Source organism: Allocoleopsis franciscana PCC 7113 (genome assembly GCF_000317515.1).
Taxonomy (GTDB): Bacteria; Cyanobacteriota; Cyanobacteriia; order Cyanobacteriales; family Coleofasciculaceae; genus Allocoleopsis; species Allocoleopsis franciscana.
The window spans coordinates 6,030,504-6,046,134 of record NC_019738.1 but is presented as its reverse complement, the minus strand read 5'-3'; the positions used below and the strand labels follow the sequence as shown (position 1 = coordinate 6,046,134).

Genomic DNA, 15,631 nt, shown 5'->3' with positions numbered 1-15,631 from the left:
GCTAAGCAAAGCGCCGAGGAAAAAGCGAAAAGATGGGACGCATATTTATTTCTGCCGGTCACGGTGGTACGGAACAAGGTGGTCGCGACTATGGGTCGATTGTGGGCAGCACCAATGAAGCCACAGAGATGATTTTACTCCGTGACTTGGTGGTGCCCGAATTGCGATCGCGAGGGTTTGAAGTTCTCTCTGTCCCTGATGACTTGAGTGCCAGCCAAACTATCCAATGGATTAATGCTAGGAGTCGTCCCGGCGATGTGGCGCTGGAAATTCATGCTGATTCCTTTTCCAATCCCGATGTCCGAGGAACGACGGCTTTTTATATTGCCAATAATACCGAGCGCAAGAAACATGCAGAGTTGTTACTCCTCGCTTTAGTGCGACGTCTGCCTCAACTCCCTAACCGAGGCGCAAAACCTGACACAGCTACAGGCATCGGACGGATTGCCTTCTCCCGCGATACGATTCTCCCCTCCATCTTGCTGGAAGTTGGATTTCTCAGTAACCCAGATGATCGGTCTTTATTACAGAATCGACGCCGTGACGTAGCACTGGGGATTGCCGATGGATTGGCAGCTTGGAGTCGTGAGGTGTCTGGCACTCAACCAGGAGGTAGCACAAATCCAACTTACCTCCCCATCAATATCAAGATCAATAATCAAACCTACCCTGAACAGGGTATTTTAATCAACAATAATGCCTATATCCCCATTGACTTGGTGGATCGGCTGGGGATTAATTTAGCCAATAATCCGGAGGTTCTGCGTGTTCAATATCGGAACGTGGTGTATGTGAAGGCCATTGAACTCCGAGACTTTCACATTTCTGTTAGTTGGGATAATTCATCACGCACTGTAATTTTGCGCTCAATTTTAACCATCTGCCCTGGTCAAATTGACCGAATTATGGGGCATGGCAATACCTCGGAAGTGCAGTTGATGATGTTTCTCAAAGCCAACAATGAGAATGCTTTAACTCAGTTTCCCGACTTACCCAAACTGTATCGAGAAGAGGCCACAATTGAGGGAGTCAACTATGACATTGCTTTTAGTCAAATGTGTGTAGAAACCAACTACCTCCGCTTTGGCAACGACATCAAGCCCAGTCAAAATAACTTTGGCGGTTTAGGGGCTGTGGGTGGAGGAACAGAGGGGGCAACCTTCCCTAGTGCCCGACTCGGTGTTCGCGCTCATGTGCAACAACTGAAAGCTTATGCCAGTTTAGAGCCGTTGGTACAAGAACCGGTCAGTCCCCGATTTAGCTTTGTGACTCGTGGAATTGCGCCTTTAGTCAGTCAGTTGAGTGGACGTTGGTCGGCGGATTTGCAATATGGCGAGCGCATTATGGCAGTCCTGAAGCGTCTCTATGAGTCAGCCGGATTGCTTTGAGCGATCGGGTTCGGGGGTGAAGGTGAGGAATTTTTCCACTATCCCCCTTACTCCATCTCCGCTTCCCAGATGTCTATGACTTCTCTTCTAAATCCTTACAGTTAACCATTCTCCAAAGCTCACAATATGACAAGTTGGACTCGTCGCAGGGTAAGAGTCTGGATGTTTGCATCACACTCATACAAGTATTCTTTTCGTCTCCTAATTCTGGGTCTTGGTTAACAATCGTATCTGCCCCTAGTAAATCTGCAATGAAATAACCCAGTGACAATTGTGAGTTTGTGCTGGAATCTGAAATGGGATTTGACCCTGCTGAGGGATTGGGTGGGGGTAAAGTTTGTCCGGGGACAGAAATGATTTGAATCCCGTCTTGGGTGTGGGTATTGAGAAACGAGGCGGTGGGTGAAATGGTTTGTTCTGGTGCTGCATTGCCCGTGGTCATTGCACCCGCTGTGCCGTTCGTCTCGGCATTGCCCACAATAAAGGGTGTGATGCCGTTTCCTCCATGACGGATAATCATTGTACCTCCCCCAGCACCTCCCGCCGTGGAAATGCTGGCAGTTGTGCCGTTTTGGTCGGTGAATGTGCCTGTTGCCTGGAAGAAGTTGGGAGTTGTAATATCCACCTTCCCCCCCGTGTCAGATGTCCCACCTTGAGCATCTATGGTTGTAACTTGAATATTGCCGTTAGTGGTGTTGAGGGTGATATCGCCGCCATCTGCTTCAGATGAATGGGAGTTGAGGTTACCTGTGGTAATGCCGTTGGTGGCATTGATCGTGATTTTGCCGCCTGTGGTGGTGATGTCGCCTGTTGTGATCGTGCCGCTGCTGTTGTTGGTTAAATCTTCGCCTGTATTGAGTTGAAGGGTAGTATTGCCCGTGCCGGAGTTGAGGGTTACTTCAGGGGCGATATTAATCACAGCCGTTCCGGGGTCACGATAGGCATTGACTACACCATTAGCGGCAGTGTCATTGGCAATTAGGGTTAAATCGCCATTATCTGTGGTGATGTTGGCATTGACGAAAATACTGCGCCCTGCTTGGAAGGTGAGGTCGCCACCATTACCATTGGGATTGTTGGTAGTGATAGCGCTGTTGACAGTAATGTCATTGTTGGCTTGCAAGGTAACGGCTGTGCCTGTGTCGGTAATTTGGGTAATTAGTTGGGGATTAATGGTGATGTTCTGGTCGGGAAAATAATTGTAGGTGAGGGAGTTAGGGTTAGCGACGACAATATCAACTCGTCCACCCAAACCAGCAGATGGACTAGCGATGAGATAGTTACCATTATTCAAGGCAATGGTGCCACCACTGCCAAAATTTTCGTTAGGATTGGTACCCGAAATGCGCGTCATTTCTGCTCCCGTGGTGCCATTGGCTAAAATTACCGTTCCTGCATCAACAACTCCGTTAATGTTGGCAAATCGGTTGGTAAAAACATAGTTGCCGTTGGGTAAAGCGGTAGTAAAAGTAGGAGGACCGAAATAGTCATTCGCATTGGTACCCGAAATGCGGCTGATTTCTGCTCCCGTGGTGCCGTTAGCTAAAATGACTGTTCCGGCCTCAACAATCCCGTTAATGTTGGCAAATGGACTGCCAAAAACGTAGTTGCCGTTAGGTAAAGCAGTAATGGTAGGAAAGAAATCGCTAACGTCAAGTTGACCACCGCCAAATTGGTCGCTAGCATTAGTACCGGAAATACGGCTGATTTCTGCTCCCGTGGTGCCGTTGGCTAAAATAACTGTTCCGGCATCAACAATTCCGTTAATGTTGGCAAGTGGGTTGGCAAAGACATAGTTGCCGTTAGGTAAAGCGATAATGGCACCGAAGCCAACAAAATCACCATCAGTCAGGATGCCAGTATTAATACCTGAAATGCGGCTGATTTCTGCCCCTGCCATGCCATTGGCTAAGATCACCGTTCCAGCGAAGTTATTAGCATAGGGATTGCCAAAGACATAGTTGCCATTGGGCAAAGCCGTAATGGCACCATTGCCAAAACTGTCGCCACCATTAATACCAGAAATACGGCTAATTTCTGCTCCTGTAGTACCATTGGCTAAGATCACGGTTCCGGCATTAACAACCCCACCAATGTCTGCCAAAGGATTGCCAAAAACAAAGTTACCATTGGGCAAGGCCGTAATGGCACTGCCAAGTTCTGAGTAAAAAGGGTTTGTGCTGCCGCCAAAACGGTCATTCGCAAAAGCACCAGAAATGCGATTAATTTCTACTCCTGTGGTGCCATTAGCTAAGATCACGGTGCCGGCATTAACAACCCCACCAATGTCTGCCAAAGGATTGCCAAAGACATAGTTGTTATTGGGTAAGGCGGTAATAGCACCACTACCAAAGCGATCATTAGCATTAGTACCAGAAATACGATTAATTTCTGTTCCTGTACTCCCATTGGCTAAAATCACGGTTCCAGCATCAACAACCCCACCAATGTCTGCAAGTGAGCTACCAAAGACATAATTACCATCGGGTAATGCAACAACCGAGTCTATCTCACGTAGTTTATCCGAAAAGACTGGTACTAGATTATCAACTCTGATGCCAAAACGGTCGTTAGTATTAGTACCAGAAATACGATTAATTTCTGTTCCTGTGTTCCCATTGGCTAAAATTACGGTTCCAGCATCAACAATCCCCTCAATATCTGCATCGGGGTTAGCAAAGACATAGTTACCGTTAGGCAAGGCGATAATAGCACGGAAGCCAAACAAGTCACCAGCATTAGCACCATTGATACTCCCTAGCAGTGCTCCCGTGTTGGGATTGAACAAATAAACCGCACCCGCATTTTGAGCCATTAAGTCATCACCAACCGAAGACACAACAATGTTGCCATTACTCAACACCGCAGTTCTCGAACCAAATCCATTGCCAGCAGACGGATTCGGGTCAAGCAGTTGAAAAGAACTGCTACTCACACTGTCATCAATCGTGATATTTTTAGGGTCAAGCAGCAATTGTCCTGCCTGTCCGTTGGCAGCACTAGCATTCGCCATACCACCAAACACCAGTTCATTCTTACTAGAAACTTCCATCAAGCCGCCATTCCCAGCCAGACTGCCTCCTCTTGCTGTGATATTGCCATAAAAACTGGTCTTTTGGTCTGACCACACAACCACCATCCCAGCATTTCCATTCGTTAAAGCATCTGCGGAGAAAATACTGGCATGATTGACAAATGTATTTTGGGCATTAATTGTTCCTTGCGTTTGCCCCTGATAGTCCCCGCCAATTAATATCTCTCCACCGCCACTGTTTCCAGTGGCATCTATCTTGGTAGCAAACAACCGCAAATCTTGCCCAAATAAATGCACAGAACCCCCTACTTCTCCTGTCACATCCAAGGTTCCAGAAGTCGTTAGAACTGAATTAACTGTGCCATTAAATACAATCGCTCCTCCCTGAGTATTACCCTTCGCCTCAGTCTGGGCTGTTGCTGTCTGAATTACCGTACCCGTGTAATTAACCCCAATTTCCCCACCATTTCCCGTCGTTCCATTGGCACGAATAGCACCACTATCGAGTAAATTTATGGTGTTGATCCGAACACTACCACCATGGCTACCATTGGCAGCAATTTCACCGCGATTCTCCACCACTCGACCGGCAATACTAATATCGCCGCCATTGTTTGTACTGCTATTCGTTAATACTTGCCCTTGGTTAAGGACATGACCACTATTCCCTGTTAGCATTGCAGGTAAATCTTGTGGCTGAATCGGCAATACCTGTCCATCTGCGGTGGTGTCGGGTGAAATCTCCAAACTCAACACATGTCCAGTTTGACTAATTTTCACCAAGTTTTCACCTGGCACAGCAGCAATAGTAATATCGCCCAAGGGTGCTATAATTTCACCCGTGTTCGTTACACTACCGCCCACTAAAGTTAAACTCTGCCCTTCTTGCACTACCAGAGAACCTGCATTAGTAATTACTCCAGGTTGAGCGATATCAAATGCAAACTGGCTGGGAGTTCCAATTAACAAATTATAGTTATTACTACTAAAAGTATTGAACCAATTATTTTCACCAATACCAATCCTTGTAGCCGTTGTCGCCGTAAACGCAGCAGGCACATTCAGCGAGGCATTCGCTCCAAAAACAATCCCTGCGGGGTTCATTAAAAATAAATTAGAATTGCCTCCAGTCACCTGAATTAAACCATCGATTATCGAAGGATTCCCCCCAACAACCCGCCCCAAGATATTGCGAATTTCAGGAGACGAAACAAAGTTAGCCACTTGCCCAGCATCTAACCTAAATTGCTGGAAACTATGGAAAAGATTGGCACCATCTGAGGAACGGGAACCCTTGTCGATGTCAAAGCCATTGCCATTAGGAATAACTTCCGTACCCGTGCCATCAGAAGCTGGAGTAATGGTTTGTGCGTACAGTGGCTGATGTGCGACTGTGCAAAGCACAGCGCCAGAAGCGATCGCAGCAACCCAGTCAAAGACAGCAAGTGCTAAGCTAACCTTTTTCATCTGTTCCCCTGAATAGTAGAAAACTAGCGAATCAAAGTTTTCAGCACCCTTTTAACTCGTAGATCACGTTAGCGCTAAAGCGTGGCTACAAACAACAGTTGTTACTAAAATTCAAGAATAACTACTAACTACAATCTAAGCCGTCTTGAAAAAGCGGATAATTTCGCGAACATGGTCAAGAAATTGCCCATCTGTGGTTAGCTGCGCGATCGCATTTTGGGCTTCTCTCGAAAGACGCTCGTGTTGAGCTTCGTTGGTGGCTCGTAACTGTTCAATCGATGTCGCTAGCTGAGCTAACTCTTTGCGAGTCTCTCCCTGAAAATGTTGATTCGTAGCTACCCAAGAGTAAGGTTCTTCTGGATCGAGTTGCTCTTCGATGCGCTTAACAGTTTCTTCTAGAATAGTAAAGCGGTTTCGCAGTTCCCAAATATCTTCTCTGGGATACGTCAATTCCTGCCGAATCATCGCTAAGCGAGTGGCGAGATATTCATAAGTTCGTATCGCTGGACGCAGAATGGTAAGGAGCAACGCAGCACCGGAACTGATATAACCCACTACACTAATACCCGTAGCGGCAAGGGTATAAAGTCCGGCGGCTGAAAGTAAATGCAGGGTAATAGCAACAATAAGCGATCGCTTGGCGACTACCTTGGCATACTCGACCTGCTTCTGATCGACCTTAATCTCTTTTTGTGCAGACGCCGCCGCCTCATCCAACACCGCTTTGGCATCAAAATGTATATTCCACGGCACCGTGACAATCACCAGCAGCCACTCGAAAATTGCGATCGCAATCACCCAATCGATAAAGCTACCCGCTGGTACATGCAACCATTGCAGCACCCCAAACGCCAACAAAACTAGAACGCCAAGTCCGAAACTGAAACCGATAAAGTTGTAGTACATTTGGGTCAGTCTCAATAGAAAACATAGCATTATCCTGACGAACTGTGATAGCGATAGTATGTCAAGTTGTGCTGGTTGTTAGAGTCTCACACCGGAGTTTGGTCAATATCGTCCAAAACCACCTTTGCCCTTCCCTGGGGAGTGGACATTTTTCAAATTGTCACAACAACAGCCCAGCTTGACCGGAGGTTAGACGGTCAGGATGTGGTATGTTTACTCCGACGCTCCCATGTTGCCTCTTACTATCGATTTGATTCTGCCAACAGGGTTAATCGCTACAGAGACGGGAGATCGTGATAGCAAGTTTCACACTCATCTCTCAACCTTAACAGTTCTTAAGAAAGAGAAATCAAAACAATGACATCTAGCAACTGTGGAAACTTTTGAGGATGAGGTTCATCAAATAGTTTGAACAGAGAAATTACTCCATTACACAAAAGCATAATCTTGATTTTTCAACAGAGAGACACGATGAAGACTTCGTTTCGAGGGACAGTAGCGGCGTTTGCCACAGTTTTAATCTCCATCATCGGTGCAGGTACCTTAGCCAAGGCGGCTACCTTTGGTAAACAAGAAGTTGACCAAAACAAATTCGTTGCCGTCGCAGCACCCTATGGTAATAATCAGCATCAACTGCTGCTCATTGAGCAAATTTCATCTAAGCGCCCATGCTGGAGTGAGAGTGGTAGCAATCCTGTTACGGTTGATCCACTCCTCCTAAATTTTGACTTTTCAGGTATCTGTGGACGCAGTACGGACTCAAATGGCTATTCCATGCGCCTAGCGGATGAAGATTTTGGGTTACAGTACCTCCTGAATGTCGTTCAGCGCAACGGTGAACTCCAACTAATTGCCACATCCCGAACGAATCGCACAGCGCCAGATATAGTCATCGGCAGAACACGGGGTTTGACGAGTGGCTTTGCTAAAATCTTTCTCGAACCCGGTTGGCGGTTGACGAAAAGAACATACGAAGGCAAAACACTCGGTCACGTTTATCTCACCAATGATCTGACTTTAGCCAGCATTGCAGGTTCGGGTTCGGGTTCAGGCACAGGTACGGATACAGGGACAGGGACCGGAACGGGTTCTGGTACAGGTTCAGGCACAGGTACAGGCACGGGTTCTGGTACAGGGACAGGTACAGGCACAGATACCACCACCATTGCGTTCCGAGATATTGCCTCCGATGTCTACGCTTCGGAAATTAACCAGGCAGTGGCATTGGGTTTTGTGGCTGGATTTAGAGAAGATAATACCTTCAGACCTCAACTTGCCTTAACCCGAGAGCAACTCGTGTCGATGGTGATTGAAGCCTTGGGTAAGCTACCGGGTGCAAATTTCACGGTTCCCACTCAAGTTGCAACTTCTCCCTATCCGGATGTTGCCGCTTCACGCTGGAGCGCGGCAAAAATTCAATGGGCGCGGGACAATAAAATCGTGAGTGGCTATACCGATGGCACATTTCGACCGACTCAACCCGTGACTCGTGCAGAGCTCATGGCGGTACAGCGACGGGCGGCTGAATATGCACAAACCCTCCAAGGACGGCAAGCTACCCTAACTCCGAAGCAGTCTGCCCAACAGTTTTCCGACACTCAAGGGCATTGGGCGGCTTCGTTGATTAGTCAAATGTCTTCCTATTGTGGAGTGGCTTCTCCCGTTAACGAAACGGGTAGTTTATTTGCCCCAGATACTCAAACTCGCCGGAACTACGCCGCTGCCGCAACGCTGCGGATGCTCAACTGCGTGAAATCTGAGTCAACCACTACTCCCTAAACTCAGATCTTGCACCATTCTCAATTTGGTCTACACACCTGCCAAGAAATTAATTTCTACAGCGAGTAGCCCAAGTCCATTAAAATGGACTGAAATTCCGACTCAGTCGTATGAAGACGACTTGATCTATTAGCCAGGGAATTAATTCCCTGGCGGGTTATTGCGACTGCTGCAAGATGTAAGTAAAGGGATTTTGAGCGGGATAAAGAGCAGGTAAGGGCATGATCATATCGTGCCCCTACAAAAACTGGTGGTCAATGAGTCCATTACCCATTACCAATTACCCATTACCTAACTAACCACTCACTCGTGGCAGCGTAACGCTAAAGGTTGTGCCCAAGCCTACCTCACTTTTTACACAAATCTGACCGTGATGTAAGTCTACACATCGTTTGACAATCGAGAGTCCTAGCCCTGTCCCTTTGATTTTACTGGCGTTGGCAGCTCGGTAAAACGGAGTAAACAGTTCTTTTTGACTGTCTACAGGAATACCAATACCCTGATCGTGAATATCAAAGACCACTATTTTATCTTTATAGGCAAGTTCAAAAATAATTTTTCCTCCTTGAGGGGAGTACTTAATCGCATTCGAGATCAGATTCGTTAAGATTCGCCGCAGCAGGTTCTCATCCATACAGACATGGGTACATTCTCCATGACTGGTGAAGGAAATTTTATGCTGCCTGCCAGCATTAAGCTGTAGCTCTTCAATTAATCGGCGACAAAACTCTAGTAAATTTAGGGGAGCTGGCTTAAATTCCAGTTTTCCGGCATTCGCTTTACCAATAAGCAATACATCATCCAGTAATTGGATCATTTGAGCGACTGAGGTTTGAATTTGATAAAAATGTTTGCTTTTTTTCGCATCCATCGAATCCCGACAATAACGCTGTAAAAGGTCGTTTGAAGAGTTGATAGTTGCCAAAGGCGTGCGAAATTCATGGGAAGCCATGGAGATAAATTGGGATTTTAGTTCGCTAATCTCTTGTTCTTTCGCTAATGCCTGACGTATCCTTTCTTCCGCTTTATGACGACCCAGCGCAATTTCAATAGTAGTCTGTAATTCTTTTTCTTCAAACGGTTTGAGTACGTAACCAAAAGGTTCGGTTATCTTAGCTCGTTGAAGTGTATGGCTATCGGCGTAGGCTGTCAGATAAACCACAGGAATATTGAAGCGGCTCCGAATTTCTTGAGCGGCTTCAATCCCATCCATACTACCTTGAAGCATGATATCCATCAGCACTAAATCTGGCTGAATTGCAGCCGCGAAGGTGATCGCTTCTTCTTTTGAGGCAACCACAGATGGAACTTCGTAATCCAAGTCTTTGAGGGTGCTCTCAATATCGAAGGCAACAATTTCTTCGTCTTCTACTACCAAGATTTTAGCTTTGGACATAAATGATAAAAAGCAGTTACCGTTTCTATTCTTGTGTGCCAAATAAGATTGGCTGGTCATTGGTCATTAGTTATTAGCCATAGGCTTGGAGTTATTCAGGTAAATGCTGAACATTGAACGTTGAACGTTAAATGTTGAATGCTCAATGTTGAAGGTATTAACGAACTCGCCTGCTCACTTTTCATCAATTACCCATTACTGCCAGAGATTGGGTAGCTAGTTGTTAGAAAACTCCTGTTAGACGGTTGTTCTTCACTTAATTGTTAAATGCAGGAGTTGGAAGATGGCCCAGCCATAAACAGCCAAGCGGCGAAGACATTAATTATATCTTAATATTGTTTTTCTGAGATAGCAGATCTGAAAAGTCTCAAGCTATGCCATGGGGGAGAATGTTACTAACTCATTCATAAGGCAAATATGAGCTTAAATTCAGTTCCCTGGCTGCGGCTGAGTTCTAGGCTACCTCCTATCTGCTTAGCCAATCGACACACCAACTGTAACCCAAGTGAGCGAGTGTTGCGAAAGTCTAAGTCTTCTGGCAAACCCCTGCCATTATCACTGATGGTTAGGATAAACTGCTCTCTATGTACTGGCGCGTTCAATGGCGACGCTTTGAACTGAAGGTTAACACAAATTTCACCCCCTTGATTCCCAGGAAAGGCGTACTTGAGAGAGTTACTCACCAGTTCATTAATAATCAAACCACAGGGTATCGCTGTATCAATAGGGAGTGGAACTGGCTTCACATTGATTTTAATCGTGATAGCGGGTTGATGAATGTCGTAAGAACGACATAAATGCTCAACGAGGGTTGTGATATATTCCTGAAAGTCAATTTGAGCTAAGTTAGACGATTGATAAAGCTTCTCATGAATCAACGCCATGGCCTGCACTCGGTTTTGGCTCTCTTTGAACAATTCCAGAGTCCACTGGTCTTTAATTTGCCTGGATTGCAAGCGGAGTAGGCTGGAGATAATCTGTAAGTTATTTTTGACGCGGTGGTGAATCTCTTTGAGCAGGGTTTCTTTTTCGAGCAAGGAAGCTTGAATCAGCTCTTCTGCCTGCTTACGCTCCGTAATATCTTCAATCATGGCTAGGGTAAACTTGGGCAAACCCTCTTGCTCTCTGAGAACTGTCACCGTAAGATTTGCCCAGATGAGTTCACCATTTTTCTTGAAATAGCGCTTTTCTAGGCGGTAGCTGTCGAGCTTACCCTGATCACGTTGCTCTAAGTAGTACAAATCTTGCGGCAAATCATCGGGATGGGTGATTTGGTCAAACGTCAGAGATACGATTTCTGATGCAGAATATCCCAGTAACCGACACCAGGCTGGGTTCACCTGTATGAATTGATGAGTGTGAAAGTCGGTGAGCGCCATGCCAATGGAAGCATCTTGGAAGATTTGACGGAACTGTTGTTCACTTTCACGTAAAGCCTCTTCTATCCGCTTGCGCTCCCTTACCTCCTGCTGTAGCTGCTCATTGGCAATACTTAGTTGTGCCGTGCGCTCACGCACTTTGGCTTCCAAGGTTTGGTTTTGCTGTTCAATTTGTTCAAACAGGCGATGCTTGGCGGCGACTTCGCGATCGCGTTCCTGTTCAGCTCGTTTGCGATCCGTAATGTCTGTTGCCGTGACAAGCACATAACGCGCCTTACCATCGGGTGATATCAGCGGCTTCTTGAGCGTCTGTAAATAATGAACTTCTCCAGTTCGAGAGGTGAGGGTTTCTTCAGGAATGAACTTGGATTGCAACGAATTCATGACTTGCCGATCATCGTGAAGATAATGCTCGACTTCTGCGGGATTAGAATTAAAATCTGTATCCGTCTTTCCGGTTAGGCCTTCAACCGTTGTGCAATACATGTTCGCTAGGGCTTGATTGACCAGCGTAAACCTTCCTTCCCAATCTTTGACAAAAATCAAGTTTGGGTTCGTATCGATGACATTACGCAGAAACTCCTTTTGTCGGGTGAGTTTCTCTTCGGCCTGCTTACGATCTGTAATATTGATGCTGGTGCCGGTTAACTGATATATCCTAGACTGTGCATCTCTTAGTGGGGTAAGGGTAGTGAGCCACCAAGCCTCTTTGCCTTGGAAGGGCAGGCACTCTTCGTAAGAAATTGTGGTACCCGCTTCAACACAGCGAGCATAGTTGGCAGAAACCGCCGCCGCCGCCGTCGAAGGCAGGACTTGTTCCGGTGATTTGCCTACGATGTCCTGGCGGCGTAGTCCAGTTAATTGCTCATGGGCTGGATTTAATCCCGCAAAACGGAACTCACCGGATGGCAGTACATCAACCACAAAAATTGAATTGGCTGCACCCTCATAGATGCTGTGCAAAAATTCCTGACTGGCTTGCAGTTTAGCTTGTACCTCTTGCCGTTGGATTGCTTCTGTGTGCCACGAATCAACTGCTTGAGTTTGCCCAATGGCGATCGCCCTTTGGGTGGTGGCAAAGCCAATCGCCACTTGCATGGCTACTTGTTGCAGCAATTTTACCTCTAATGGCTGCCAAGACCGATCACTGGAACAATGATGAGCTATGAGCAATCCCCATAAGGGATTTTGCCTGTTAGATTGTGGCATCGGAGGGTTTGCCAGGATGGGAACTATCAGGTTTGCCCGGACTTGCAACTGAGCTAGAAATTCAAGGTAACAGGGCTGAATCTCACAGGTATAAATGTCTTCAATAGCCCTGAATTGACTGGAGTTGTAAGCCTCTGCCCAGTGGTTGGCAAAGCAAGAATCATCTAGGGTTTGGTTCAGTATGGATGTCCAGTTCACATCAACCGACTCAACCACTACAACACCACTCCCGTCAGACTGGAAGCGATAAATCAGGACTCGATCCGTCTGAAGGATTTTCCGTACTTCCTCAACGGCTGTGTTCAGAATCGTGTTTAAGGATTGGGCTTGAGTAATGCCAAGTGCGATCGCTCCAATGCAGTCAAGAATTTGCTCACAAACAAGAAACGGCTCAGGCAAACGGCTGAGTGCCATGGTAACCTCTACAAAGGCTGCAATACTACAATATTTGTCAATTTATTGACAGAATTGTCACTGATTGATTTGTAAAGTAACCACCGAGCCTGAACATGACCTTTGTTTCGGGTTACTGACATCTTGACACCATTCTCAAGTTTGCCTCCACACCCGCCCAGAAATTAATTTCTTGCGTCATAGCTCAAGTCCATTGATGAAATGGACTGAAATGATTATCCTGTCGTATGAAGACGAATGCGAGCTATGAGACAGTGGTTAAAACCACTGGCGGTTGTTGCAACTGATGCAAGATTTCAGGTTAAGGAATCACATAAGTGCGCCAACTAACTGGGGAACTATTGCCCATACGATCAGGTATAACCAGACGCCAAGTTTTACCTTCCGGCTGCCGTTGCAAGTAGACATCAAAAGGACGTTGTTGTTGAGGAAGCTGTTGAGAAGGTAAGTTCACTTTAAAGCTGTAGGTACCCCAGATGTGAAAAGTGGCTAAATCATCCAGAAACAAAGGTTCTAATTGTTTGAGTTTAACCTGAGTGATTTTAATTTGGGGGGGGATAGATTGCAACCGTTGAGTGAGTCGTTCTTGGGTTTGATTGATTTGGAGAGCGATCGCTTTTTGCACCAATTGCTTATTCGGTGCCAGTCCCAGGGGGGGCGTATTTGCCCCACAAGCAGTCAGCCCAACCCATAAAATCGCTATTAAAACAAGGCTTACGATTAATCTGGCGGCTCTATGCATAGCACTTCAAACGATAGGATAAGCAGTGGTTATCTTTTTTTCCTCACCCATCATGACAAAAAAGACTCTTGGGCTTGATTCTCCACTCTACGATTACCTTTTATCCGTTTCTGTGCGAGAGTCAGATATTCTCCGGCAACTGCGGGAGGAAACCGCCCATCTGCCGAGGGCGGTGATGCAGATTTCGCCGGAACAAGGTCAATTTATGACGCTGCTGGTGCAATTGCTGGGTGCGACAAAAACATTGGAAATTGGGGTATTTACGGGTTACAGTTCCCTGTGTGTGGCGATGGCACTACCCCCCGATGGGAAAATGGTCGCCTGTGATGTGAGTGAGGAATACACCACGATTGCGCGTCGTTACTGGGAGGCGGCTGGGGTAGCCGATAAGATTGATTTACGATTAGCACCTGCACTGGAAACCTTGGATGAACTCCTCAGCAACGGACAGGCAGGAACCTTTGATTTTGCCTTTATTGATGCGGATAAGGCGAATTATGAAAAGTATTATGAGCGATCGCTGGAGTTAATTCGCCCTGGTGGTCTAATTGCGATCGATAATGTTCTGTGGTCAGGACGAGTTGCGGACTCCCAGGTAAAAGATAATCAAACTAACTCAATTCGCGCTTTTAACCAGAAGTTATACCAAGATCAACGGGTAACGCTGAGCCTGGTTCCGATTGCCGATGGACTCACTCTAGCCCTCAAGCGTCCGTAAGTTTAGGTTATAGCAAAAGGCAGTTCGCGCAGCGTTCTGGGCAGGAGTAGGTAGAAGGCAGAAGGCAGAGGGCAAAAGGCAGATCTTGCACCATTCTCAATTTGGTCTACACACCTGCCAAGAAATTAATTTCTACAGCGAGTAGCCCAAGTCCATTAAAATGGACTGAAATTCCGACTCAGTCGTATAAAGACGACTTGATCTATTAGCCAGGGAATTAATTCCCTGGCGGGTTATTGCAACTGCTGCAAGATGTAAGAAAAGGCAAAAGGCAGACGGCAGAGGGCAGATTTGGGCTTACCCCTTAATTGCGCCTGCCGTTAAACCCTGAACAATTCGCCGTTGGAAGAAAAGCACAAGCAATACTAAAGGTAACGTCCCCAAAACTGTGGCGGCGGCAATGGCACCATAGGGAAGTTCAAATACGGATGTCGTACCTAATTGAGCGGTAGCAACAGGAATGGTTTTCATCGATTCACGGGTAATAAACGTGAGGGCGAAAATAAACTCATTCCAGGCAAAGATAAAAGTCAGTACCCCAGTTGTTACCAGCGCCGGAACCGTCATCGGCAGCAGAATTTGAGTCAACATTTGCCAGGTGTTGTAACCATCAACCTTAGCCGCATCTTCTAATTCGACGGGGAGCTGGAGAAAGAAACTCCGCATAATCGAAATAGTTAGAGGTAAATTAATTGCTATATAGGGAATAATTAAAGCCAAATAGTTGTTGCCTAGATGGAGTCTTTGGATAACTTCTAGTAATCCCAGGAAGAAGAGGACGAAGGGAAATAAAGTAATCGATAAAATGCCGGATAGGATAATATTTTCACCGGGAAGGCGTAAGCGTGCCAGAGCGTAAGCTGCGGGTGTCCCAATTGCTAAACAGAGAAATGTAGAGATAAGGGAAACAAAGAAACTATTAAAGATATATCGAGCAAAAGGACGACGCAGGAATAAATCAATATAGTGCTTGAACGTATACTCGCTAGGAATATAGACGTTGGGAACAGCGGAGATATCCTTATTAATCTTAATGGATGTAAGTAATTGCCAGAGAATCGGCGCAAGGCAAAAGATTAACAGCAATAAGATGCCCAAGGGCAAGATAACCTGCTTGAGAATATTGATTTTTTCGGCCTGAAGTTTCGGGGCTGGAGAATCGGGAATTGCAGTCATAAACTATGCCATTTTTTATGGAT

9 protein-coding genes are annotated in these 15,631 nt (G+C 46.3%); 3 read left to right on the top strand and 6 right to left on the bottom strand.

Translation table 11 applies throughout. From position 1 onward, the window contains the following. Window positions 1–32: 32 nt before the first annotated feature. Complete coding sequence (gene tftA, locus MIC7113_RS24750) at window positions 33–1,388, top strand: hormogonium tapered terminus morphoprotein TftA (protein WP_015184940.1); 1,356 nt, start codon at window positions 33–35, stop codon at window positions 1,386–1,388. 73 nt (window positions 1,389–1,461) lie between these two features. Here tftA and MIC7113_RS24745 read toward each other — a convergent pair whose 3' ends face one another. Together MIC7113_RS24745 and MIC7113_RS24740 are read right to left on the bottom strand one after the other, a co-directional pair. After that, window positions 1,462–5,889, bottom strand: coding sequence for a two-partner secretion domain-containing protein (locus tag MIC7113_RS24745; protein ID WP_015184939.1), 4,428 nt, complete (start codon window positions 5,887–5,889; stop codon window positions 1,462–1,464). 135 nt (window positions 5,890–6,024) lie between these two features. Then, window positions 6,025–6,795: a hypothetical protein gene (locus MIC7113_RS24740; protein ID WP_015184938.1), complete on the bottom strand. Its 771-nt coding sequence runs from the start codon at window positions 6,793–6,795 to the stop codon at window positions 6,025–6,027. 471 nt (window positions 6,796–7,266) lie between these two features. On the opposite strand from MIC7113_RS24740, the gene MIC7113_RS24735 reads away from it, so the two are divergent. Then, window positions 7,267–8,574, top strand: a complete 1,308-nt coding sequence (locus MIC7113_RS24735) for a DUF3747 domain-containing protein (protein WP_015184937.1) — start codon at window positions 7,267–7,269, stop codon at window positions 8,572–8,574. Between the two features lie 295 nt (window positions 8,575–8,869). On the opposite strand, the gene MIC7113_RS24730 is transcribed toward MIC7113_RS24735, so the two are convergent. The 3 genes from MIC7113_RS24730 to MIC7113_RS24720 form a co-directional block, all read right to left on the bottom strand. Continuing rightward, the gene (locus MIC7113_RS24730; protein ID WP_015184936.1) at window positions 8,870–9,970 is read right to left on the bottom strand and encodes a hybrid sensor histidine kinase/response regulator; all 1,101 of its coding nucleotides are present in this window, start codon (window positions 9,968–9,970) and stop codon (window positions 8,870–8,872) included. A 404-nt stretch (window positions 9,971–10,374) separates the two neighbouring features. Continuing rightward, window positions 10,375–12,972 carry a PAS domain S-box protein gene (locus MIC7113_RS33820; RefSeq protein ID WP_015184935.1) on the bottom strand — a complete coding sequence of 866 codons (2,598 nt, stop codon included), beginning with the start codon at window positions 12,970–12,972 and terminating at the stop codon, window positions 10,375–10,377. Between the two features lie 301 nt (window positions 12,973–13,273). Further along, window positions 13,274–13,714, bottom strand: a complete 441-nt coding sequence (locus tag MIC7113_RS24720) for a hypothetical protein (RefSeq protein WP_015184934.1) — start codon at window positions 13,712–13,714, stop codon at window positions 13,274–13,276. A 52-nt stretch (window positions 13,715–13,766) separates the two neighbouring features. On the opposite strand from MIC7113_RS24720, the gene MIC7113_RS24715 reads away from it, so the two are divergent. After that, a complete protein-coding gene (locus MIC7113_RS24715; protein ID WP_015184933.1) occupies window positions 13,767–14,432 on the top strand; it encodes a class I SAM-dependent methyltransferase in 666 nt (221 codons plus the stop codon). A gap of 297 nt (window positions 14,433–14,729) precedes the next feature. Here MIC7113_RS24715 and MIC7113_RS24710 read toward each other — a convergent pair whose 3' ends face one another. Further along, a complete protein-coding gene (locus tag MIC7113_RS24710) occupies window positions 14,730–15,608 on the bottom strand; it encodes a carbohydrate ABC transporter permease (RefSeq protein WP_015184932.1) in 879 nt (292 codons plus the stop codon). Window positions 15,609–15,631 lie beyond the last annotated feature (23 nt).

What these genes read in the sequence shown, in the direction of transcription:
- MIC7113_RS24730 (WP_015184936.1), bottom strand. Translation starts at nt 9,970, where the DNA reads ATGTCCAAAGCTAAAATCTTGGTAGTAGAAGACGAAGAAATTGTTGCC.
- MIC7113_RS24740 (WP_015184938.1), bottom strand. Translation starts at nt 6,795, where the DNA reads ATGTACTACAACTTTATCGGTTTCAGTTTCGGACTTGGCGTTCTAGTT.
- MIC7113_RS24745 (WP_015184939.1), bottom strand. Translation starts at nt 5,889, where the DNA reads ATGAAAAAGGTTAGCTTAGCACTTGCTGTCTTTGACTGGGTTGCTGCG.
- tftA (WP_015184940.1), top strand. Translation starts at nt 33, where the DNA reads ATGGGACGCATATTTATTTCTGCCGGTCACGGTGGTACGGAACAAGGT.
- MIC7113_RS24710 (WP_015184932.1), bottom strand. Translation starts at nt 15,608, where the DNA reads ATGACTGCAATTCCCGATTCTCCAGCCCCGAAACTTCAGGCCGAAAAA.
- MIC7113_RS24720 (WP_015184934.1), bottom strand. Translation starts at nt 13,714, where the DNA reads ATGCATAGAGCCGCCAGATTAATCGTAAGCCTTGTTTTAATAGCGATT.
- MIC7113_RS24735 (WP_015184937.1), top strand. Translation starts at nt 7,267, where the DNA reads ATGAAGACTTCGTTTCGAGGGACAGTAGCGGCGTTTGCCACAGTTTTA.
- MIC7113_RS24715 (WP_015184933.1), top strand. Translation starts at nt 13,767, where the DNA reads ATGACAAAAAAGACTCTTGGGCTTGATTCTCCACTCTACGATTACCTT.
- MIC7113_RS33820 (WP_015184935.1), bottom strand. Translation starts at nt 12,972, where the DNA reads ATGGCACTCAGCCGTTTGCCTGAGCCGTTTCTTGTTTGTGAGCAAATT.